At 45.5% G+C, this 21590-nt stretch carries 17 protein-coding genes; 4 read left to right on the top strand and 13 right to left on the bottom strand.

Features of this window, described 5'->3' with window-relative positions:
* Window positions 1-58 precede the first annotated feature (58 nt).
* From LOZ80_RS08525 to LOZ80_RS08510, 4 genes are all read right to left on the bottom strand, one after another.
* Entirely contained in the window at window positions 59-649 is a 591-nt protein-coding gene (locus tag LOZ80_RS08525; protein WP_238171026.1) for a hypothetical protein, read from the bottom strand.
* Window positions 650-768: 119 nt separating this feature from the next.
* Window positions 769-2229: a sensor histidine kinase gene (locus LOZ80_RS08520; protein ID WP_238171025.1), complete on the bottom strand. Its 1461-nt coding sequence runs from the start codon at window positions 2227-2229 to the stop codon at window positions 769-771.
* On the bottom strand, window positions 2222-2950 hold the full coding sequence (locus LOZ80_RS08515; RefSeq protein ID WP_238171024.1) for a response regulator transcription factor: 729 nt from the start codon (window positions 2948-2950) through the stop codon (window positions 2222-2224). Before LOZ80_RS08515 ends, LOZ80_RS08520 begins: the two co-directional genes overlap by 8 nt.
* Window positions 2947-3480 carry a DUF309 domain-containing protein gene (locus tag LOZ80_RS08510; protein WP_238171023.1) on the bottom strand — a complete coding sequence of 178 codons (534 nt, stop codon included), beginning with the start codon at window positions 3478-3480 and terminating at the stop codon, window positions 2947-2949. The genes LOZ80_RS08515 and LOZ80_RS08510 overlap by 4 nt, the downstream gene beginning before the upstream one ends.
* Before the next feature lie 180 nt (window positions 3481-3660).
* On the opposite strand from LOZ80_RS08510, the gene LOZ80_RS08505 reads away from it, so the two are divergent.
* Entirely contained in the window at window positions 3661-5577 is a 1917-nt protein-coding gene (locus LOZ80_RS08505; protein WP_238171022.1) for a glycosyl hydrolase family 18 protein, read from the top strand.
* Window positions 5578-5634: 57 nt separating this feature from the next.
* Here LOZ80_RS08505 and LOZ80_RS08500 read toward each other — a convergent pair whose 3' ends face one another.
* Window positions 5635-5850 carry a hypothetical protein gene (locus tag LOZ80_RS08500; protein WP_189014451.1) on the bottom strand — a complete coding sequence of 72 codons (216 nt, stop codon included), beginning with the start codon at window positions 5848-5850 and terminating at the stop codon, window positions 5635-5637.
* Window positions 5851-6005: 155 nt separating this feature from the next.
* Between LOZ80_RS08500 and LOZ80_RS08495 the strand changes: the two genes are divergently transcribed.
* Complete coding sequence (locus tag LOZ80_RS08495) at window positions 6006-6164, top strand: DUF1540 domain-containing protein (protein WP_238171021.1); 159 nt, start codon at window positions 6006-6008, stop codon at window positions 6162-6164.
* Between the two features lie 261 nt (window positions 6165-6425).
* Window positions 6426-7112, top strand: coding sequence for a DUF4386 domain-containing protein (locus tag LOZ80_RS08490; RefSeq protein ID WP_238171020.1), 687 nt, complete (start codon window positions 6426-6428; stop codon window positions 7110-7112).
* Between the two features lie 28 nt (window positions 7113-7140).
* Here LOZ80_RS08490 and LOZ80_RS08485 read toward each other — a convergent pair whose 3' ends face one another.
* The 5 genes from LOZ80_RS08485 to LOZ80_RS08470 form a co-directional block, all read right to left on the bottom strand.
* A complete protein-coding gene (locus tag LOZ80_RS08485) occupies window positions 7141-9033 on the bottom strand; it encodes a thioredoxin domain-containing protein (protein WP_337951010.1) in 1893 nt (630 codons plus the stop codon).
* Window positions 9034-9071: 38 nt separating this feature from the next.
* Window positions 9072-9233, bottom strand: coding sequence for a DUF255 domain-containing protein (locus tag LOZ80_RS39310; protein WP_337951009.1), 162 nt, complete (start codon window positions 9231-9233; stop codon window positions 9072-9074).
* A 112-nt stretch (window positions 9234-9345) separates the two neighbouring features.
* Entirely contained in the window at window positions 9346-9735 is a 390-nt protein-coding gene (locus LOZ80_RS08480; protein WP_238171019.1) for a hypothetical protein, read from the bottom strand.
* A 42-nt stretch (window positions 9736-9777) separates the two neighbouring features.
* Window positions 9778-10464, bottom strand: a complete 687-nt coding sequence (locus LOZ80_RS08475) for a DUF1266 domain-containing protein (protein WP_238171018.1) — start codon at window positions 10462-10464, stop codon at window positions 9778-9780.
* A gap of 19 nt (window positions 10465-10483) precedes the next feature.
* Window positions 10484-11722, bottom strand: a complete 1239-nt coding sequence (locus LOZ80_RS08470; RefSeq protein WP_238171017.1) for a J domain-containing protein — start codon at window positions 11720-11722, stop codon at window positions 10484-10486.
* A gap of 269 nt (window positions 11723-11991) precedes the next feature.
* Here LOZ80_RS08470 and LOZ80_RS08465 point away from each other — a divergent pair, with 269 nt between their 5' ends.
* Window positions 11992-13074, top strand: coding sequence for a Gfo/Idh/MocA family protein (locus tag LOZ80_RS08465; RefSeq protein WP_238171016.1), 1083 nt, complete (start codon window positions 11992-11994; stop codon window positions 13072-13074).
* A gap of 101 nt (window positions 13075-13175) precedes the next feature.
* On the opposite strand, the gene LOZ80_RS08460 is transcribed toward LOZ80_RS08465, so the two are convergent.
* From LOZ80_RS08460 to hepB, 3 genes are all read right to left on the bottom strand, one after another.
* Complete coding sequence (locus tag LOZ80_RS08460; protein ID WP_238171015.1) at window positions 13176-15005, bottom strand: cache domain-containing sensor histidine kinase; 1830 nt, start codon at window positions 15003-15005, stop codon at window positions 13176-13178.
* Window positions 15002-16600 carry a response regulator gene (locus LOZ80_RS08455; RefSeq protein WP_238171014.1) on the bottom strand — a complete coding sequence of 533 codons (1599 nt, stop codon included), beginning with the start codon at window positions 16598-16600 and terminating at the stop codon, window positions 15002-15004. The genes LOZ80_RS08460 and LOZ80_RS08455 overlap by 4 nt, the downstream gene beginning before the upstream one ends.
* A 148-nt stretch (window positions 16601-16748) precedes the next feature.
* The gene (gene hepB, locus LOZ80_RS08450; protein WP_238171013.1) at window positions 16749-21584 is read right to left on the bottom strand and encodes a heparin/heparin-sulfate lyase HepB; all 4836 of its coding nucleotides are present in this window, start codon (window positions 21582-21584) and stop codon (window positions 16749-16751) included.
* Window positions 21585-21590: the final 6 nt, after the last annotated feature.

The following is a 21590-nucleotide window of genomic DNA, read 5'->3' as shown; positions in this document are numbered from 1 at the left end:
GACCGAAGTTGATTTATTGCGCATGCTCTTAGTTGTCTTTTCATTCATGACTGCCAACCTAATCTTGCTTGGAAACAAGTAATTCCACGAGTTGTTGTTCAATGCTCTTCCCCATACTTCGAGGATCTAATTGCTGAGTTCCCCCATCCACTCGATCAATTTGGCCAGCTTCGACTGCCCGTTCTGCTTTTCGTTGCTCGATGAAAGCGTTGATTCGCTTCTCGCGTTCTTCCTGTGACAGCTCAGCATGCGGTTTATCCACCCGCTCTTTGATGCGCTTATTCACTTGTTTGGATTGTTCGTCCAAAAAAGTTCTTTGCTCGCTCGTTAAGCTGCCAAGGACTTGCTTGCGTTCGGTATCATTCATACTTCCTTCTTCCATGCTTTCACGAATGTAGGGCAGCATGGCCACGGCTTGCTTGGCCGATATGGTCAAAGAGGCATTGCGATCCATGCGAAGCAAAGCTTGAAACAGCATGACCAGCCGCATCTCCGTCAGATTCTGAACATCTTCATTCGGGCGATCTTCTGGTGAAGTGTGCCCGGCCGTTGGAGAAGGCGCAGCCTTTATCGCTGCTGAATCCGTAACAGTCAAGGGATGACTGCAAGCACTTAACAGGCAGGCCAAGAGTGTGATACTTGCTATCACTTTTTGTGTGTACCTAATCTTACATACACCTCCAAAACAAAAAATCCTGTCCACTAGCAACAGGATACGAAATAAACATGAATTAAGTTTGCTTAACTTGTAAAAAAATTGTAAACAAACTACGCAATTCGCGGAAAAGTAACACAAAACTCGGTACCTTCCCCCACTCGGCTGCGCACTTGAATGGTTCCATCCATCCCCGTTACCAAATGCTTCACAATCGTCAGACCAAGACCGGTACCTGTTGACACATCGGATCGCGAGGTTCTGGCCTCATCAGCTTTGTAGAAGCGGTCCCAAATACGAGCAAGCTCGGCATCTGTCATCCCTGCCCCAGTGTCCCTGATGTACATATGAACCTCATGTTCTTGTTCCTTCAAGGCAACCGTCAACGTCCCGCCTTCGGACGTGAATTTGAGCGAATTGTAGATCAAATTCTGCACAATTTGGGCAAAACGATCCGGATCCAACGCCACTTGCGCTGGCTCCTGCAGCGGATCCGGAAGAATAACATGAAGTGAAATTTGCTTTACAGCAATGGGTGCCTTCAATAGCTCCAATGAATTCTCCAGCGTTTCTGCCATAATCACCGGCCTCATCCGAAACACATCTATGCCATTCTGAATTTGCGCCAAATCGAGTAAATCCGTAACCAGACGTTGAAGACGCTGAACCTCTTGATCGCAAATGCGCAAGTAATGTGAATATTTCTCCTCCGGAATGACCTTATCGTTCATAGCAACGATGAAACCACGAAGCGTTGTTAGCGGAGAACGCAGCTCATGCGACACATTAGTTAGAAATTCTTGCCTGGTTCCTTCCCACTCTTCTAGTTGATCCACCATGAAGTTGAAACTGGCAGCGAGTTGACCCACCTCATCATGCGAGGTGATCGGAACTCGAGTGGTGAAATCGCCATGCGCCAGCTCGAGCGCAGCGCGATTCATTTGTTGAAGCGGCCCAGCCAGCTTGCGGGAAATTACAAAGAGAATGAATCCGACGGCAAGCAGCGAGAAGAGCAGCGGCACCATAATATTCACACGCACGGCAGATATCGCCTCACTGATATCCCCCGCTGGAAAATGCAGGATAATGACCATCGGCTGACCATTGAGCTGATAAGGAGCGTGATAGGTAAACAGGTTAATTTCCCGCCCGTCCGGCATCGTCAAACCGACCATTCCGTAACCGGAATGACCATGCAAGCCATCGATGAACAAGGCATCCATCTGCTTCGGGATTCCTCGGCCTTCACTATCAGAGGAGCCATTCAGAATAGTGCCTTTCTCATCCACGAGCCATACTTGTCCATTGATGCTTCGCGCCAAAATACGAATAGTGTATTTCAATTCCCGCGTTGTAATAGTCCCATCTTGGACAGAATTCATTAAGCGCGTGACTTCCACATTGCGTTTCTCCATCAATTCGATCTTATCTTTATAAAATAAATCCGTAAAATAGTAGTTCCAGAACAGGAAAAGGCCCGCGAAGAAAAGCACACAAGTCGCCAGAAAAGACAGAAATATTTTCAGATACAGACTGTTGTACTTGCTCACGATCCATCGTCTGACCTTAGCCATGTTGAACCACCTCAAACGAGTAGCCGATCCCCCATAATGTTTGAATGTTCCACATGTCATGCTGCCCAAGTTTTTTGCGCAAATTTTTCACATGGGCATCCACCGTTCGCGTACCGCCTGTAAAATCAAAATTCCACACATAACCAAGTAAATCTTCCCTTGTAAATACCCGACCTGGATGCGTTGTCAGGAAAAATAGCAATTCGATTTCCTTCGGTGTCAACTCCACTCTTTTCCCGCCAACCGTGACCCGGTACTGGTCCAAATCGATGACAATATTGCCAATTTCAAGCCATTTGCGGGAAGCACTCTGAGGATTAGCGGGTTCGCTTGCTATTTGCACAGTACGACGCAAAACAGCCTTAATGCGGGCAATCAGCTCATTCGGATCAAAAGGCTTGACCAAATAATCATCAACACCTAGATTAAAGCCTCTTAATTTATCGATAGACTCTCCTTTGGCTGTCAGGAAAATGATCGGTGTTTGGTGAAAAGGCGCATCCATCTTGCGAATTTGATCACAGAGTTCATACCCGGAAATATCCGGCAGCATAATGTCCAGCAGTACCAAATGAGGCCTCTCTGCGGCAATGGTTTGGAGCACCTCCTGTCCGCGCGGCAGCAAAATCGCTTCATAATTGGAATGCTCCAAATACAAGCGGACCACCTCGGCAATATTGGGTTCATCATCCACAACAAGAATTTTTCCTTCCGAAATCACTTCGCTCCACCCTTTTCTTTGCGGATTTGCTGTTGTCTTGCTCTCTCTAGAATGACCTCGGAGCGATCCCGCTTCGTATGCTTATGGGTAAGCTGCTCATCCTGCAACGGACTTGGCGCTAGCCATGTCCATCCTTTACGCTCACATGCCTCCATGCACCAAGCGGCTAACTCGGGATCGGCAATCGGTAAATTAATATCATCGTAGCTATATACATTATGTTCAATTAGCCTTAACGTTTCACTTAATAAGTGCTGAAGCTTATCGGAATCCAGTCCAAGCGAGCTGATATGAATCGCTTCCGCATTGGCTTTTGCACTTTGCAGCATTTTGAGCGCGCCTATGCGATTCCCACGGCGAATGTGGTACATCCCCACGGCGATTTGGATCAGAGCCACGTATGTTCTGCCGCGTTCATCTCCTGGATGCTCCTTCCAGAACTCCTCCATCACTTCATGGCACTCAAAATAGTCCCGCTCCGCATGAAAATAAAGTAAATAATCGAGATAAGCTTCCGGATATTGCTTCATTCCTGTTCCTCCACCTTGTTGTAATCACGACAATGCTTCTATTCTCTTCATGTTACTCGAAAGTCGTGCCATCGTCCAATCTCTCAGACAATATCTTCATGCTTTCTATCATTTTCCAACGCAACCATTCTCCCATTTGAAACGTCCAATAGAGTAGATTACTAGAAAGAGGCGTGATAGATGAAGATTGGAAAATGGATGCTTGCTGGCACTTTGCTGCTAGCCATGACCGTACCTCATGCGGTTCATGCCGCAGGTGCCACCACACCTGACAAAACGACCAAATACCGCGTTTACCAATACAATCACGTGCTGATGGAATTCGCTTCGTATACGCAAGCTGAAGCGTTTGCCAAGGGATTCACCAATAGCCACGTAGAAGAAATCGGTTCGCGCAAATGGCTGTGGAACAATTTCCCCCGCTATCAGGTTTATCAATTGGATGCAACCTTGCCGGAATGGCAATTCACCACGCTCGATGCCGCCATTGCTGAAGCTAAGAAATGGACGAACGCAAGCGTACGAGATCTGCAATCCACAGGCTGGGCTTGGAATAATTATCCGAGATACCAGGTCTATCAGAATGAAATTACCCTGGACAGCTGGAAATTCCTTACCTTGAATGAAGCCATGGCTGAAGCCAAAAAGTGGGGCAGCGCCCACATCATCAACCTGGACAACAACCAATGGGTATGGGATAACATCGCCTCTGATGTCAAAAAGCTTGTAAGCTCCGGGGAGCCCGCTTATAAAGTGTATCAAGGGACCTTTTCAGCTGATAATTGGAAATTCGCTTCGCTCGAAGATGCGATCAAGGAATCTCTGAAATGGGGAAATTCAACCGTTGTCAATACGACAACCAATCAAACCGTGTACAGCAATCTTAAAACGTATAAAGTATTTCAGAACGATTCCTTTTTACAAGACTTTACTTCCCTTGATGAGGCCATCGCCTATGCAACACAATGGGGACATAGCGCCATTTTCAAAGAAGGACATAAAATTTGGAATAACTTCGCCTCTTACCAAGTCCTGCAAAACACAGCGCTCATCGGCGAGTTTAAAACCATTCCGGAAGCATTAAACTACAGCGTGCAGTACAGCAATGCCTCCATTCAAACATTAGACCATACGCTGCTGTGGGATAATTTCAAAAAACTTCAAGTATGGGGCTGGAACGGCCAATCAGGCGCAGATACGATCAAAGCGCAAGTGAACAACACAATTGGACTGGATGTCGATTCTCCCAGCTATTTTGAACTTGCTGATGCAGGCGGCGGATTGAAAGATAATTCCAACGCTGATACGGTCAAATGGCTGCAAAAAAACGGCTACACCGTGTACCCGCTAGTCAATAATCAATTCAATTCAACCTTAACATCACAATTTCTGGCAGATAGCGCGGCCCAGGATAAATTTATTACCGCTCTGGTAGACCGCTCCGTTCAACTCGGTGTTCCAGGCATTAATGTGGATTTCGAGAGTCTGGCTGGATCGGACCGCAATGCTTTTACAGCCTTCATGACCAAATTAACCACTTATGCCCACCTGCACAGCTTGGTTGTCTCCATCGACCTTCCTCGCGGCAGTGTCAAATGGAATCATCTTTCTGCGTTCGATCATGAGAAGCTGGGCAGCTTGGTCGATTATGTAGCTATCATGGCTTACGATCAGTTCTACAAAGGCAGCACATCGGCCGGATCTGTTTCCGGACTTCCTTGGACAGACGGCGGCATACAAGAATTCCTTTCCTATGGCATTCCGCGGGACAAAATAATTCTTGGAATTCCCTACTATGTTCGCGAGTGGAAGCTGGATGCTGCTGGTGCCTTGCAAGGCAACCGAACCGTGCTTATGAAAGATATCCCTGCCCTGATGGCATCCAAAACAACCACAAAGACGTGGGACAAAACGTTTGAACAGTACAAAATCGAATATCAGGAAAATGGATTTACCTATGTATTCTGGTTGGAAGATGAGGCAACCGTCAAAGCTCGTCTGGATATGGCCAAAAAATACGACATTGCCGGTGTTGCGGCTTGGCGGCTTGGCTACGATCAAGCGGATTTATGGAAAATGATTTTGCAAAATAAATAGCTGCAACCTGAAAAGCAAAGAGCACCCCCAAGTTCCACCGGGGGTGCTCTTTTTCCATTAAATTAAACCTAATTCACTGAAAATCGTTGCCGTGCCGCAATCCGAGCAGAATTTGGCATCCGCTTTATTCACTTTACTGCACCCTTTGTGAAGAAGCGATTTCTCCTTCGTGCACTTATTTTTCAGCGGCGCCCCGCATCGAATGCAATACCGTTCTTCCTTATCCGCGACATAGTGACAGCGCACACAAGTTTGCAGCTCTTTTTCGGCCATAAAATCAACCCCTTGAAGTAAAATCCCTTCCTCCAAGTATATGTAACGACGCAGCAAAACGGTAATGCTATCCTCCGGAAATAATTCATTTCCAGACTATGTATAAAAATAGGCCTATTTCGCCCACCCTAGAAGGTAAAGGAGGTGAAATAAACATGGCAAAAGATGTCCTTTGTGAAGTGAATTCCTGTAAAAACTGGGCTAGTGGCAACAAATGCAACGCGAACTCGATTTATGTCGTGAGCCACCACGGCAGCAATCAAGCTCGTAATTCCGAAGAAACCGATTGTAAGACTTTTGAACCGAAAGTTTAACTGACCGCAAGAATGGAATGCTTAACTGCTTGAAAGAAGCGAAAGTTCGAAAAGAAGAGGCCTTCGAGGCCTCTTTTTCGCCCTCTATAGACATTGTAACCAATAATGATAATTATTATCACTCTTTCGAGGATAAATTAGTTCAATAATTTCTTTGCTGCTGCTTCTGAAAGAGAATTAACCATACTAAAGTATCTGTTGCGGCTTACCTTTTCCTGATATTTTATTAGAAAAGCAGCTATTTCAGGGAGGTTGAGACTGTTGAGGAATTCAGGTAGAAGGACTGCTGTAATTACTGGCGTGTTATTAATTGCCGGGATAGTTGCAGGTATATTTAGTGTTGTTCCTGTTATAGATGGAGCAGACTACCTTGGCGAAGCTTTTGCAAATGAAAACCAAGTACTACTGGGCGCGTTTTTCCAATTGTTAATGGTTGTTTCCTATGTTGGTATTCCTATTTTGATGTATCCGATTTTAAGTAAGCTTAATAAAGGTTTAGCTCTTGGATCTGTTGCGTTCGGCATTATTGCAGGTGCGTTCATTATTATTGGTGTAATCATTCTTCTCCTGCTATTGACATTAAGCCACGAATTCACAAAAGTGGGAACTCTGGAGATATCGTACTTCCAGACCTTGGGTAGATTGTTGCAAGCCGGACGTGATTTGGTGAACCATGTCGCAACGACACTGGCCTTTGTTTTGGCTATGTTCTTGTTTAACTGCCTATTCTACCAAACAAAACTAGTTCCACGTTGGTTGTCCGTTTGGGGTGTTATTGGATCTGCATTGTCCATATTGGCAAGCTTATTATTTATGATTCGCTTCATCGATCTGGATGCAGCCTACATGATGTTGAACATGCCAATAGCCTTTCAACAAATGGTGTTGGCTGTATGGCTAATCGTTAAAGGATTCAGCCGGGCGGAGCAGGATCCTGTATCGAATTAAGATGTAGGCTTCTAGACGAGAAAGTATCTCAGGAAGTAAGATTTGCGAGGTCCTCCAGATCTTGCGTTGGCGCTTGGCAGGCAAAATTCTGGCATACGTAAGCTGTAGCCTGCCCACCAAGCTGCAGCTTGTCTTGCACAAGCGGAATAAGCTTGCGCACTTCTTCGCCAGCCTCTCCTGGCGGGTGAAGAATCAGCAGCGTATTCGGCAGATACTGCCGCTGCACCGTGCGCAGCATCTGCTGCGTCTGCGGCTTCGCCGGGTCGCCGGCGATGACGATTTCGCTGGCTTCGCCGCAAGCGAAATCCAGCGCGGCCAGCGTCAGCGCATAGCCCGGCGGGTAAGCGGCAACAGCTCCGGCGAACGCCTGGAGCTGGACATCGGCTGCCTGCGACAGCTTCGCGTCGTAGGTCAGCCTGGATAGCCGCAGCAGGTTCAGCGCGGCGGCCCCGTTCCCCGACGGCATCGCGCCGTCGTAGATCTCTTTGGGGCGGGTGAGCAGCTGCTCGGCATCGCTGCCGTAGAAGAAGAGCCCGCCCTTCTCTTCGTCTCCGAAGAGGCGAAGCATCTCGGCGTTCAGCTGGACTGCTTCACGGAGGTAGCGCAGCTCGAACGTGGTCTCGTACAGCTCGATCAAGCCCCATACGAGGAATGCATAATCGTCCACGTAGCCGAGGAAAGCAGCTTCGCCGTCGCGATAGCGGGCGAGCAAACGCTCATCCTCGCGGCGCAGCTCGCGAAGCAGGAAATCCGCGGCTTTCGCGGCAGCCTCCGCGTAAGAAGGTTTGTCCAAGGCGCGCGCAGCCTTGGACAGCGCAGCAATCATCAGACCGTTCCACGAGGTCAGAATCTTATCATCCTTGCCCGGATGAATGCGCTGCTCGCGGTGCGCGAACAGCTTGGCACGGGCCGCCATAATCCGCTGCTTCAGCTCCTCTAGGGGAATCTGCTTCCGCTTCGCAAACGACACCAGAGTCGTGTCAATCAAATTCGGGATATTACGCCCCTCATAATTCCCCGACTCCGTAATATCGTACAGCTCCGAATAAAGATCGCCTTCGTCTATGCCAAGAACGACCTCCACTTCATCTGGCGTCCAGACATAGAACTTGCCTTCCTCGCCTTCGGAATCCGCATCCTCAGCGGAGTAGAACGCTCCGCCCTCATCCGTCATATCGCGAAGCACGTAAGTGATGATCTGCTCTGCGACCTCCGCATACTTCTCTTTTCCTGTCACTTGATAAGCTTCTATATAGGTCATAACTAGCAATGCGTTGTCATACAGCATCTTTTCAAAATGAGGAACCAACCATCTCTCATCGACGGAATATCTCGAAAATCCGAATCCGATGTGGTCGTACATCCCTCCACGATGCATAGCATCGAGCGTCTTTTCAACCATTTCAAGCGCTTTTTCCTTACCGGTTTTATAATAATACCTTAGTAGAAACGATAGATTTTGAGCGGTCGGAAACTTGGGCGAGCTGCCAAAGCCACCGTTCGCTGGATCAAATGTACGCTCATACAAACGGAATGCCTCATGGAGCGTTTCCTCCGAAACCTCGCCACCCATACGATGCTCAAGCAGTCGACTTGTCATATCTTGCATAACCTGCTCCCCTACCTCACGAATGCGTTCCGGGTCTTCCTTCCACTTCGCTGCCATCTGGGCTATGATCTCTACGAATCCAGCTCGGTTATACTTACGGCTGCGCGGGAAGTACGTTCCTGCGAAGAAAGGCTTCTTCTCCGGCGTCAGGAACACCGTCAGCGGCCAGCCGCCTCGGCCTGTCATCGCCTGGCATACCGCCATGTAGATGTGGTCGACATCCGGCCGTTCTTCACGATCGACTTTGATGGAGATGAAGTCCTTGTTTAGCATGTCTGCTACAGCTTGGTCTTCGAAAGATTCGTGTGCCATGACGTGGCACCAATGACAAGTTCTCCAGATATCCAACGTCAGCTATACCCAATAGATAAGAAGACTGGCTTATTATCGCGTTTGGCGATTTCAAAAGCCTCGTCTGACCAAGGGAACCAATCTACCAGATTGTATTGATGTTGCAGCAAATACGGCGACTTTTCCTTGGATAATCTATTGAGTTTGTTGTTCGTTGTCATGGGCATCACCTCCTTGTTTTTCTGGAAAATTTTGTTTATAGGTCAAGTTTAGCATACCCCTATTATAAAGAAAAAACCTCAGCTGCTATAGCTAAAGTTTCTGCAATGTTTTCTAGTGTTTTTGTTCAGGAGTGTTCAATAAGAATAAAGAAGCATAACCGAAAATAATAGCAAGACCATTTAGAGCAGACCATTGAAAGTGAAGTAATTGACCAGACTGCCAAAATGTGACGAGATGATTTCCCCCTAGTAAGATGCTGAGCGTAGGCAGAATCATACATAGATACTTTTTAAGAGCTGAATCTCGAGTAAATACGGAATAAAGAGCTGTGCACGCCAGAACTAAGTCGAAATATCCAATCTCCCGCTGCCAACCGGCAGCCATTCCCCAAACCGATGCAGCCGCAACCCGTTCAGTGAAGAATTGGTGAGCAATTGTAGCACCCAGTGCACTTAGCGCCCATATAACTAAAAAAACATTTGGTAGAAATTTCTTTATCATAGTGTAATCATCTCTTTTCTCGATAGTGGTATAGACTACATCTCAACACCCAAAGCTAATATGTCTTAGCGGACTGTCTGGAGCAATAAGCAGCTTAATAAGGAAATCTTGGTTTTTATTCACATATTCAAAAGAAGAAGAAGACTCTGTGAAGTCCGCTCCTGCCGCATATCCGATAGCATAGTCCTTCCAGCTTGAATATGATTTTCTAACATCCCGAGCACTGACAGTCACCATTCTCCATTTATCCTCTTCCGTTAAATATCCGAGTTCATATCCCGCGCAGCAAGCATATACGCACCAAGAATGATCGTATGCAGCTATGCCTTCCACTGGCAAGCGTGTCAAATAATGATTGGAGACAATCAGCTTTGCTCTCCTTGGATCCCCGTCAGGCAGTGATTGTATATATTCAGCGCGTTCCGATATTGAAAGCCCTGAGAGCAGCATACTACTGTCACGAAACTCTTTTCTGTGCCCAGTTTGAAAGAACCAGTCCAACTTCTCTTTTAGCATTTCGGCATCATCGATTTCCCATTTGTACAGCAATTGACGCAACCGACTTTTATTTTCGAATATTAGGTGCATATTTTTGGCAAAAGGATAAGGATTATGCCCTTTCAAGCAAAAAGACGAAAGTGCATGAATATATAAAGATAATTGTTGGCGAGCTTCGAGATTGTAATAATCCATTTTGAAACAAAGACAACTCCTTTCTACTTGCTCCATAGACCACCGAAAGCTAATACTAAAATAGTTTTGCAAGCTTAAATAACAGCTCTTTAATTTTTGCAAATAACGCCAGTAAGGGAGGCTGAGCACTCAGTTGGAGTTCCATCTCATCTGTAGGCTCTAATTCCTCCGATTGCCCAAAGCTCTTTTGCTTAATTGTGGACCTCTCGAAATCCGCAAGATAAACAAGTGCTTCGATATCGTTCGAATGGATGTCCAGTATCCGATGATAGCTTTCTCTAGCTTGGTTTAATTGTCCCAACTTGATATAACATTTTCCCAAAAGAGATAACATATCCAGATTTTCTGGCATTTTAGAAAGAAGATAGTCTAAATCCTGAATCGCATCAACCAGCTTGTCTTGTTTATAGTAAATACGAGAGCGATAGAAATAAGAATCCATATCGTCAGGAGCAATACGAATACAATGATCGAAGGCAATAAGAGCACGATTTAAATCATCCGTTCGAAAGTAAAATTCCCCTTGAAGGCGAAGCAAATCCGGATCACTGGGAAACACTTCGCAGGCCTTATTCAGCATTTCTTCCGCAGTCTGTAAGTCATGGTCTTTGAGCGCTCTCAACGCCATTACCCGATAATGCAGAAAGGCATCGTAATCAATGTTTCCTGCATCTGCAAGGAACGAATACCGCAAGCTTGTCGCATATTGCTGATCCTCAAGTGCATAAATAAACACATTAGGATACCGTTTGGAAAACAAATCCCGATCCTCTTGCGCTTTCTCCTTCCATCGAAAACTGCCTTCGAGCAGTTGCCAAACCGATCTTGGCAAATAAGGATGACTTTCTAAAAAATTGAGCATTCGTTCGTAAACGGAACGTTGAAGATTTACATTCCACATGACATCGTCATTCATTAGTTCCAACCAATAATCTGTATCGATTCGTGATATGAAAGTGTTGTATATCATTTTGACCTTACCCATAAACTCATCTAATTGATGTTCAGGACTGCGAGGTACATGATCCTGCTCTGGCAGGATCATGATGCGGTTAGAAACAGACACATGCTGACTTTCCTGCTGCTCAACTTCTTCCTCCGAAACAATACGGTTGACTGATCGGTTACTCTGCTGTTTGGCCTGCCTAAGCGCTTGATCATAAGCTTCCCGCAACCGTTGATAACCCTCCGGGTCTTCCTCAGGGTGATGGAGTTTCAACTGCTTCGCGTAAGCTCTCTTAATGACGGAACTGTCACTACTGGGATCAATTCCCAGCGCATTCCAAATATGCATGAATAGTTATCAGTCCTTTTCAAGCAGATAGATTTCTGTTTTTTATTTTGAGTTGTCATGGGGCATCACCACTTGAAAACTCCAACAGCGGGTCAAATATCCATCAAATCACCAATCCCTGAAACTCAACTGAAACTCAATCATATTGTTCATGTTTCAATGACATCCTTCATTTCATCGCAGCACTCGTTCGCCCTATAATAGAGCTGAAATGAACAACTCCCCTGAAGCGGGTTGTAAAAATGAACTATTTGCGGAGGTCGATTAAGATGGTTAAGAAACTTAAAGCGGCAATTATTGGTTGCGGCGGCATTGCATTCGAGAAGCATTTCCCTGCGCTTGCCAAATTGAAAGAGCTGGAAATGGTCGCTTTCTGCGATATTATTGTCGATAAAGCAGAAAGAGCTGCGGCAAAACATGGTGCTATTGGGGCAAAATCTTATTACGATTATAGGGAAATCCTTAAGGATGACGCTATCGATGTGATCTATGTATGTACACCAAACGACTCACATGCCGAGATCTCTATTGCGGCAATGGAGTCCGGCAAGCATGTCATGTGCGAGAAACCGATGGCCAAGAATGCAGCTGAGGCGCAAGCCATGTTGGATGCAGCTAGACGGACCGGCAAAAAGCTATCGATTGCTTACCAGAATAACTTCCGGCCGGACAGTCGTTACTTGCAGCAAATTTGCGATAATGGCGAGCTTGGGGACATTTATTTTGCCAAAGCTCATGCCATCCGCAGACGTGGGGTTCCCACCTGGGGCGTCTTTCTGGACCAAGAGAAACAAGGCGGCGGCCCGCTCATCGACATCGGCAGCCATGCACTGGATTTAACCTTGCGTATGATGAACAATTATGCACCAAAATGTGTCCTGGGATCAACTTTCAACAAGCTTAGCCGCAAAGAAAATGCAGCAAACTTCTGGGGACCTTGGGATCCTGAAAAGTTTACAGTAGAAGATTCTGCGTTCGGTTTCATTACCATGCAGAATGGAGCGACCGTTATACTTGAATCCAGTTGGGCACTCAACTCACTTGACACCCTTGAGGCAAAAACGACGCTTTGCGGTACAGAAGGTGGAGCGGATATGCGTGACGGTCTTCGCATTAACGGCGAAAGAATGGGCAGAATGTTCGCAACCACCACCGATATGAGCGTAGGCGGAGTTGATTTTTTTGAAGGCAGCGAAGAAAGCCCAAGCGATCTGGAAGCGCGGATGTGGCTCGATTGCATACTTCATGATACGGAGCCGTTGGTAAAACCTGAGCAAGCGCTAGTTGTCACACAAATATTGGAAGCTATCTATGAATCTTCGAGGACCGGGAAAGCGATTTATTTCGAATAACTTAATTCAAATCTGCGACGAAGCCGCAGGTGTGTTCACGATATTAAACCTCCTCATCCTGAGTTTATTCCAAGGAGAAGGAGGTTTTTGTGTTCCCATGATCAAATGTGGAGCGGAATTCGGATTTCGACCGTTGTCCCCTCTCCCAATTTACTTCGATAAGTTAAACCATAAGAACTCCCAAAGTGTTGCTTCAACCTTTCGTTGACGTTTCTAATCCCGAATCCATGCAAGTCATCCGTTTGTTCATCTGGATCAGTGTGTTGAAAAATCCGCTCAATTTGCTCTTCCGTCATGCCAACTCCGTCATCCTCGATATACATAATAAGATGGTCATTCTCCAGCTTTCCGCTTATCTTAATGGTGCCGGTGCTCCCGGATTTTTTATAAATGCCGTGCATAATCGAATTCTCAACAAGAGGATGCAACGTGATTTTAGGAATTCTATACGGTTGAATGCTGGCAACATCCAATTCCAATTGCACGCAATTTTCAAACCGATAATTTTGAATTTGCAAATAGGTTTGGATATGCATTGCTTCATCGCGAATCGTCACAATGTCTGCACCTTTTCTTAAACTTAGTTTATAGAACCGCGACAAGGAATAAATCAAAGATTCGATATCCGGACAATTATATTTGATGGCCATCCAATTAATTAAATCCAACGTATTGTAAAGAAAGTGCGGATTAATCTGAGCCTGTAAGGTCTTGAACTCTGCTTGAACCAATTTAAGCTCTGCTTCCTTAACCTCCTGCCCGCTCTTGTATTGTTCCTCGATTAATTCATTTATTTTTTTTATCATAAAATTAAAATTGACTGCCAGCTCACCGATTTCGTCTCTGCTATCCTTTGAAATGGTTACGGACAAATCACCCTTTTGAACCCGCCGCATGTTATCAACTAGATTGTAAATCCGTTTGGTGCTTGAAGCAGAAATGAAATAAGCCAACAGGTAAGCTAACGCTCCCATTACAAGCAGTAATACGATCAACGAATTTCTTTCATGGCTGCTTGAAGCAAGGATTTCCTTTAAGGGAACGACCGATACAATCCGCAAATCCGTTTTCTCAATATTTTTATAGCCCACAAAAGCCATTTCGTCGTTAATCTTTATTTTCTGCCAATCTCCCTCGTGCAAAGCATTCGAATATTTTTCTGGAACTCTCCAATTTTCTGTTATGCCCAAGGATGTGCTGGACTGAATGATACCTTCGCTGTTTTCGATGTATACAATTCCTGTTTCCGTTAGATCAGCAGCCTTTTTAAGCATGCTATGAATATCACTCTCCAGGATATCAATGCTCAAAACAGCTATATTCTTAGTATAGTCATCTGGTTTTTTCACCAGACGCAAAGCTGACAAAACCCTTTCTTCGATCGTCTTCCCGGAAGAATCTATCGTTACAGATGTCGTAGGGTACCACAAAATATTGACTGACTTGTTTAGTAAGTCTTCATACCACTTCTTATCGTACGCTGCTTCCAAGCTGAAAAAGTTTTGTCCATCACCGGAATACATGAGATTGTCAGGGATAAACAGACGGATATGGAAGACATCCGCATTTCGCTGCAAATAGGTAAATAACCTGCTCAAATACGTATAATCATTGATTTGATGGGGAATTTCTTCATTGGGTACAATCATTTTACTGAAGGCTCGGGTAGCTTCGGCATCAAGAATGATTAAATCCGACATATTCTTGGCATTCTCCACTCTGGATGAAAAAGAAAAGACGGCTTGATCGAACGATTGTTTAACAGAAAACATCGTGTTGTTCTGGATTGTTTGCGCAATTTTGTGGTATGCGATCAATGAAAAAATCAACAGCGGTATGATAATTAATACAAAATAGGTAATAAATAATTTCTTTTTAATTTTTTGATCCAATATATACTTCAATACGACGTTTTTTATGCTGAATGTCATAAGAAATGCCTTTCTCTGAATTCCGAAGGATTCATTCCCGTCAATTTTTTGAAGGTTTTAGCAAAATGATTGGGACTAAGATAGCCTACCCGATGTGATATTTCCAATAGCTTTATTTTTTCTTCCTTCAAAAGCCCCTTGGCTTTTTCAATTCTCACTTCGGTAATGTATTGGTTGATTGTTTTCCCCGTTTTGTTTTTAAAGATCTTGCATATATAAGTCGGCGTCAAATACATATTGTTCGCTATAGCAGCAATCGTTAAGCTTTCTTCTGCAAAGTTTTCACTGATATACTGCATGATTTGATAAATATTCTCTCCGATATTATCCATCGTTTTCATTTTGTCGAATACAAAATCAATCCGCTCCAACAAATACACTTCAATTTCCGTTAAGGTCGGGATTTTCGTAATCATTTCCCATAAGAAATCTTTCTTATGTTCATCCTCAATAATCGTAATATTGAACTCTTCAGCAAATTTATTTAATCCCACAAGCATATTGAAATATACATTTTTAATTGAATTCACGAGCAGATTTGTATTTCTTCTGAAATCATCATTTAAACTTCTTATGTAATCCTTGGCTTTTTCCTGCTCATGTTCTTTGATAAAGGCCAGAAACCTGTTGCTCAAAGATTCATCTAATACATACACACTTTCACATTCTTCCTCATACAGGACAATCCGGTTATGGCCGATAAAAAACTGCTTTTGGAGAGCGATAGCTGCAGTGAAATAGGATTCTTGAACATCCGAAATCGTATGTACTTTCTTTCCCAAAGCGATAAATAAATTGGTTTTCAAACCGACAATATGTTCAATACTCATCTTAAGCTCATCTAATAAACTCGCTGAAAAAAATAGATTGCGGATACTTTGCCCATAAAAATGGACTAAAATATGGTTTGTATGCTTAAAACCCGCTAAATGCTTGATCTGCAGGTCTTTAAAGATGGTTTCAACTGAGTTTATTATTTGATCCTTATGCTTCTGCTGTATCTCTATCTGACTATCCGATTCGATATCCAGCTTAATTAAGGCGGTCACAAAATCCCCGGTTAACGGCATATCCAGCTGTAAAGTAGCAAAGTACATCTTAATTTCATCTGGCAGCACCTGCCCGTTCGTCATTTCCAGAACGAGCTTCTCCTTAAACACGCTGCTGCTTCTTTCAAATCTTACCCTCATGTCCACGTCTGCTGCTCTTTTTCGCTCTTCTACAACAATAGCTTGGACGGCATCCTTAATTGCACTTTTCACTTCTTCCCGGTTAACCGGCTTTTCAAGATAATGGAGTGCTTTTAGATGAATAGCCGATTTCAAGTACTCCTTATCTGCATATGCACTCAAAAACAGGATTGTACATTGCGGTAAAATATCCCTAAGTTTGCTTGCAAGTTCAATCCCATCCATATCAGGCATCCTTATATCACTTAAGATGATGTCGGGCTGCAAACGCTCAGCGATTTCCAACGCTTCAAACCCATCCCCAGCGATTTCAACGACATCAACGCCAAGATCATGCCAAGGGATATACTGGAGCAAACCTTCCCTTGTTATCTTCTCATCATCAACAATAACAAGTTTTATCACAGTCAAACGCCCCTTATTCTAATAATTTGTACCCATTGTAACATAGGCCAACACCTGGAGTAATACGAGATTAAGGCTATCCCTCAAGATATACCTACTCTTGGGGATAACCTCGTTCTCCGTTCGCAATTTGGTTCTATGAGAAGCCCTACTTCGTTACGGTGATAGTCATCTTTTCGGTTGTTGTTGCTCCAGCATAGTTAATGAGTTCAGCTCGATATTCATAGGTACCTTTAGCTTTATTGGCTAAGGACGTTAGGGCGGTTTGGGCAGTCGGTGTACGATTCTCCAAAACCTGTGTATCGATGAGAACGCCGTTCTCGTATAAATGATAGGAAGTGCCGTTGGTTCCCCACCACATATTCATGCTGACATTGTAATTGCCATCCCCATCCCAATTATCGCCCGAAAGCACCGCTTTTTCTGGCGCTGCGTTCGTTACCGTTACCAAATGCGTACTGCTCGTTGTTGTGCCAAATGCATTGGTAAGCGTTGCATAGTAACGATAAGTCCCATTTTGCTTGTAGGTAATGGATGTTACGGCGGATTGAGCTGATGGTGAATTGTCGGTAAGAATTTTCGTATCGATTACGATGTCATTCTCATAAAGCTTATAGATTCTACCGTTTGCGCCGTTCCACATATTCATTGTCACCTGATAGTTACCATCCTGAAGTCCTGTGTCGTACCCATTGTCATTAGAGAGGACTGGTGTACCCGGTTTGGCTCTGCTCTTCAAACCAAGATCATTCACCGTTGCTGTAGCCGTCCCTTGATTTCCTGCTGCATCAACAAATTCGAAGGTATAGCTGCCATCAAGGTAAAATGTGTAGCTGCTCAGTCCCCCATTATTTGTAATTGTAACCGGTTTGCTCGGTACAATTGTGGCAACCACACTTTGGTCGCTTACTGGACTATAGGCCACTGTTGCAGTTGGTATTGTTCTATCGATGTTGCTCACCACATAGTTGGTTACTTGGGACACATTGCCAACAGCATTCTTTCCTCTTGCATACACCGTGTTATTGCCGGCAACAACGACAGGTGCTGTGTATGTTGTCCACGTGCCGCTAGCGCCCACTTTGTATTCTTTCACCACTGCGTCAGTTGGGTAGTTAATCGTTACCCTGACATCGGTGTTCGTCGGCACGGTGATGTCTGCGGAAAGGATCGCATCTGCTGGTGCTGTGATGTTCGGTACGGAGGTCAACGTGTAAGTCGTTCCCGCAGGACCGTTGAAGCTGAGCACATTGCCTTCCTTCGTGACTGTACCAAATTGAGCTACGCCGTCATGCTCGATTCTCCAAAAGCCCGGCTCTAGATCCGTTACGATGAATTGCGATTCATTGGAACCGCTATAGACGGCAAAAGTTACTGTTCCTGACTGTCTCTTGCCCGACTTGCTGAAAAGGACTGCTTTATCGGCTAGCTGCACGCCGACAAGTTCCGGGGCATCCAGCTTCTGTATAGGCAACGGCTGTTTGTCACCATCCATGACTTGCAGCACATTCAGGAACAAGTCCTCCTTCTCCGCTGTTCCCGGCGAAAGCTGAATACGCCATGCGCCTGGTTCTTCGGTATTATTCGGATTTGTAGGCGTTATCGGATAGTTGGTTCCGAATACATCGAATTCGTGCCCAGGACCGCCGACTTTTTGGATAACGGCATTGGATGCTTGGGGAAGCAGCGTTTGATTGACAAGCTTGCCGCTGTCACCCTTATCTGTTCGCCGGATCGTCGACGTTTTCGTAGCTTCATCTATAATAGGCTCCTCCATGCTGTGCAGCAGCCAGTACTTCTTGAAATTCGGATCAGAAGAGACAACCCGGTCAAAGACGATCATTGCCGCTGGATTTGTCGAATCCTTCAGATTCAGGAACATCATAGAACGTTGGTACTGTTCCATCTTGGCGGTGTATGCAGACGATAGATCGCCCTTAATGTAGCTGTAATCTGGTGTAATGGGATCGGGTCCGAACGCATGTCCCTGCACTTCCCCAAACTTGTAGTTGCTGCCGAACACATCCTGAAGCGTCTGTGCATCGTTGCCGCTGCGAGTCGGGCCTGTATCGAGCCACCGCTGTCCGCCGTCGTTGCCGGTTGGGCGTTCGTTCGGGTCGTACACTAGCATCGAATTATGAGCGATTGTGCGCTTGTTGTAATATTGATCGTGCGGGCCAAAATAACTACTGGCTACTCCGTTTGTCATACCAGAGTAGATACCTGAATCGATCGCAAGACCTCCCTTATAATAAATCTGGAAGCTGCCGAAATCCATATGCTCATGATTGCCGAAGCGACGGTTGCCGATCTTCATCTCGGCGACAACGCTGGATGATTGGTGTGTGGTCGTGGATACATCGTCCCAGCCTGATCTTGCAATCATCGACGCTTCCGGATCGTTAAAGTAATGTGTTAGTGGAAGATCGTTTGGCGGTTTGGCCTGCGAAGCCGTGTTCCCGTCCAGTAACAGAATTTCGTAGATCGGCATCTCATTCGGCGTATACGTTTCCATAAATTCGTTCTTGATATAGGGATCATTAAAAAGAGCAGCAGCAAGCATCGCGAGTGGTTGGTAGTGCCATACCGTGTTCAGCGGGGTGTATACGGAATTAAATTCGTCACCATCCCGCAGCATCTGTCCATCCGGTCTGCGTGCATAGATTTGTTTGTAAATGACCTTACTCTGCTTGATGGAAAAGGGGCTGGGTAGTCCCATTTTGGTGAAAATCGCCGTTGCCCACAATTCTGTGCTGTAGCGGGTAGCTCCGTAAGAACCACCCTGATGATGGGAATCAGAGGCGTAGAAATAATCACGTACCGGTACAGCTTTGTTAAGAAACTCGGGAACTACCCGATTATAAATATTCGGGTATTCATCATAAACGGCGATAGCTGCGCTGAGCAAATGGCGGAACAACTGGTCTTCGCCACCATGCCCCGTACCCAGAGCAAAATCAAAAACTTTAGTGCCAGAATCGTAATAATGCATCTCCAGATCCGCTGCGAAGCGCAGGATGGCATCCTTAAAATGTATCTTTTGCTCATTCGTGAGCAATGGATAACACCAGTCGTATACAAGTGCAACCATTTCCAAGAGCTGACCGGTATTATTATTGTAATCCCTTGGTACATATTGCGCGGTATCCACAATATTCATAGCCATATTCACGGCTTTCTGGCCTTGTGCAAGATTGTGCTCCCTGTCGAGCATATAGGCAAAGGCATTGGCATTCACCTGCGAAAGCAAACTAGCTATGATATTGCTTTGGCCAGCAGGAGCTGGCGGCAATGCGCCCCCGCCCATACCAAGATCGACAAGTTTCCAATTCGTGTTGTCCTTGGATACCAAAATGTCGAACAGATAGACGCGGCTGGTGTCATAATTAAAGATGATATCAAGTGATTGAATGAATGTATTAGAGCCCATATCCAGGGTAAAGGTTCCCATAAGGTCAAAGTTGCAGTATAAGGTATTCACATCCTTATCGATCGCCTTGTCTGCAGCAAATTCACTTGAGTTCGAGCATTTGGCACTGCTAGTCGCGCCTTGTACAGGTACCTCTACCCGTCCTCCTCCTGAGCCATTCTTGAAGACTTCGATTTCTCTGATCGCTAGCGCATTTGATCCTGTACTTCCACGACTAACAAGACGTACATAGCGAGCTTCCTCTATCGAAGGGAATGTAAACGTTTGCATTTGATTTGCTGTTGAAGTCAGATTGCTTCGCGATGTGTAGCCCTGCGTGTCTCGCAGATTTTGTAAATTTGCAAAAAGAGGCTGGAAGAACGGCATCGATTGCTTGGCCCGTATCCCTGGAATATCCCCACTTTGGACGAATAGTCTAGGGTGACCGACAATGGGCTTGGGTATGGTTGCAGCCGTATAAATAGGGGGCTCGATTGGAACCTGTACATCGGCATCTAAGACTGGACCGTCGTAGACATACACCGGCTCCCGTGTCGTTACGTAACCAGACTTTTCTACTTTGACAAAATAACGATCGGCTGGCGCGACAGCCGGGAACGAATAGCTCCCATTCGCGTTAGTCGTCACACTGGCCGTCAACTCCATGGTCGCTTCATGATCAGTTTCCTTAAATAAGCTGATCTTCGCACCTTGGAGAGGTTGCCCGTATACAAGCTCCGTTACCGTTCCAGAAACGGGACGTGGCGGGAAAGCAGGATCCGGCACCATTTGAATATTGAGGGGTGTACTGGATCCATCAACGACAAGGACAGAGAACGTTTGTGCGACGAATCCGTTTCGTACGGCTCGAAGGACGTACGAGCCTGGCGCCATGTTGGACAACGTGTACGAGCCGTCCTTGGCGCTTACAGCACTTGCGATAAGATGGGTAAAAGCTGTATCCGATACATCATACAGGTTCAAATTTACCCAAGGTAAGGAAGTTCCTAAGCCTATCTCGGTAACCTTGCCTGTCAAAACTGGCAATTTCTCTACTTTCACGTCGTCAAAATATACTTTTCCCGTCTGTGTTAAACCGCTGATTAGTCGCACCCTGACGGAAGCCGTATTTGCGGGAGCCTGCAGTGAAACTGTCATCTCGCTCCATTTGCCTGGCCCTCCGGAAACCGATACCCTGGTATCCTTAATCGTCTGGCCTGATTTATTGTCAAAAGCAAGCACGAGAACACCATATGCATTGGTCTCGTAATACGCACTAACGGTGACTTTATACGATTCGCCTTCTACCGCCGGGATGGGTAACGAGTTGACTCCATAATACCCATCGATTTTTGTATCGTTCAGAACGAGGCTGTTGACGCCTGAATGGACCGGGGATGTAGCGATCATTGCCGGATTTTCGGGCCAAAGTTGCTGCCAACCTGTGAGACCATTTTCAAAACCAGGATTACTAACAGTCACTGGAACCGAAGCTTCGGCAGACGGAACAGCCATTATTGGAACTATACCGGCTGCAAGAATGAAAATGAGCAACCACTTTACCATTTTGGACATTTTTAG

The sequence above is a fragment of the Paenibacillus sp. HWE-109 genome (genome assembly GCF_022163125.1).
GTDB lineage: Bacteria > Bacillota > Bacilli > Paenibacillales > NBRC-103111 > Paenibacillus_E.
Note: the sequence above shows the minus strand (reverse complement) of the source record. Positions and strands in the feature narration are given on the sequence as shown.